The sequence below is a fragment of the Skermanella sp. genome (genome assembly GCF_059503625.1).
The window spans coordinates 9,854-10,362 of record NZ_JCACHA010000752.1 but is presented as its reverse complement, the minus strand read 5'-3'; the positions used below and the strand labels follow the sequence as shown (position 1 = coordinate 10,362).

Here is a 509-nt window from a genome sequence, read left to right as displayed (position 1 = left end):
GGAGTACGGGATGGGGCGGCGGCGCTGGCCCGGAAGAGGCCACGACCAGCCGGCAGTCGGAGGCCACGGCAAGGACCTTCGGCAGGACCTGGGTGGCGAACCAGGATGCCGCCTCGGCATGCGCTCCGGAGTCCGCCAAACCGGCCCCCGGGTCTGCCGGCAAGCCGGCCAGCATGATCGTCCGGCCGTCGAAGGACGGCGGGGCGGCGTAGTGGCCGCCGGGAGAAAACCGCACCGTGTCGATGCCGTCCGGTACATGATGGATGCGGCAGGCCACTTCAGGAAGAAGCTGCCTGAGCCTGTCGACGGCGGGGCCGCTGTTCAGGAGACTGGCGTCCCAGGGTGCCAGCCGGTGCTGGTCCAGCAGCATCAAGGCACGGAGTTCGCGTGCCTGAAGCCAGCGCCAGATGCCCTGGGCCGGGCGCCATCCGTCGGTCAGCGCGCCATCGTTCAGCGCGCCATCGTTCAGCGCGTCTCCGCCGATATCCGACCGGTCGAGCACCCGCCGG

The 509-nt window shown here is 70.9% G+C and carries 1 pseudogene; it reads right to left on the bottom strand.

What is annotated here, in order from left to right:
• Nucleotides 1–509, bottom strand: a pseudogene (locus AC5JJ6_RS25990) (hypothetical protein); the annotation flags it as partial.